The 1382-nt window shown below is 49.1% G+C and carries 3 rRNA genes; all 3 read right to left on the bottom strand.

From position 1 onward, the window contains the following. Positions 1-848: ribosomal RNA gene (locus QGT46_RS16765) — 23S ribosomal RNA — on the bottom strand; the annotation flags it as partial. A gap of 260 nt (positions 849-1108) precedes the next feature. Continuing rightward, positions 1109-1226 (bottom strand): 5S ribosomal RNA (rrf, locus tag QGT46_RS16760). Positions 1227-1308: 82 nt separating this feature from the next. Then, positions 1309-1382: ribosomal RNA gene (locus QGT46_RS16755) — 16S ribosomal RNA — on the bottom strand; the annotation flags it as partial.

Here is a 1382-nt window from a genome sequence, read left to right as displayed (position 1 = left end):
GGAATTTCTCCGCTATCCACACCTCATCCCCACCCTTTTCAACGGATGTGGGTTCGGTCCTCCACTTCCTCTTACGGAAGCTTCAACCTGGACATGGATAGGTCACCCAGTTTCGGGTCTGCCCTCACTGACTGTTATGACCACACAAAGTGTGATCATCTATCGCGCTCTTAACGCTTGCTTTCACTTCGGCTCCAGACCTTAAGTCCTTAACCTTGCCAGTACGGGCAACTCGCCGGACCGTTCTACAAAAAGTACGCAGTTCCCCATCTAAAGGGGTTCCACAGCTTGTAAACATAGGGTTTCAGGTTCTCTTTCACTCCCCTCCCGGGGTCCTTTTCACCTTTCCTTCACAGTACTATGCGCTATCGGTCACTAAGGAGTATTTAGCCTTACGGGGTGGTCCCCGCTCATTCCCACAAGGTTTCTCGTGTCTCGTGGTACTCTGGATCCTGCTAGGGTACTTCTGACTTCGGATACGGGGCTTTCACCCTCTCTGGCCGGCCTTCCCAGGCCGTTCTCCTGTCATACATAATCCCATGTCGCAGTCCGAACCCCAGAATGCACGCATTCTGGTTTGGGCTCTTTCCATTTCGCTCGCCGCTACTTTGGAAATCGAGGTTTCTTTCTCTTCCTCCGGGTACTTAGATGTTTCAGTTCCCCGGGTTCCCCACGTATGGCTATGGATTCACCATACGCTGACGGAGGGATACTCCGCCGGGTTTCCCCATTCAGAGATCTGCGGATCAAAGGATATTTGCTCCTCCCCGCAGCTTATCGCAGCTTATCACGTCTTTCATCGGCTCTTAGTGCCAAGGCATCCACCCTACGCTCTTTCTACTTTAACCATAGAACGGACGATAGTTGTTCTATCATCCTCATTGTCATCTAGCGTGATGACAACGGGTAATTCGTTTTGTTTGATGTCTTGTCATTTCTTATAAAAAATAACTTTTTGTGTTCTGTATGAAGTTTTCAAGGTACATCCGTGCATGAGATACCGCACACATCTTGTCTGCAGCTTCTGCACTTTCTATTTTGGCTTGATAAGCCATTTCATATAAGAAATTTTCTTATATCAAATCCCTCATCAGGCTTTTTAAATAAGATCCGGCAGCCACCTGCTTTCCCAGGTCGTCTCCAACCAAGTATCATCGGCCGTTTTGGTCTTAACCATCGTGTTCGGGATGGGTACGGGTGTGCCCCCAAAACGCATCGCCACCGGAAGTATTCTGTTGTTCTTTTCCGAACTGCACAGTTCTCCTTGACAACTGAACAATAAGACAACCCCTACTTCTTCTTCCTTAGAAAGGAGGTGATCCAGCCGCACCTTCCGATACGGCTACCTTGTTACGACTTCACCCCAGTTATCGGTCCCACCT

The sequence above is a fragment of the Anaerostipes faecis genome, from assembly GCF_910574135.1.
Taxonomy (GTDB): domain Bacteria; phylum Bacillota; class Clostridia; order Lachnospirales; family Lachnospiraceae; genus Anaerostipes; species Anaerostipes hominis.
This window is presented reverse-complemented; position numbering and strand designations above follow the sequence as displayed.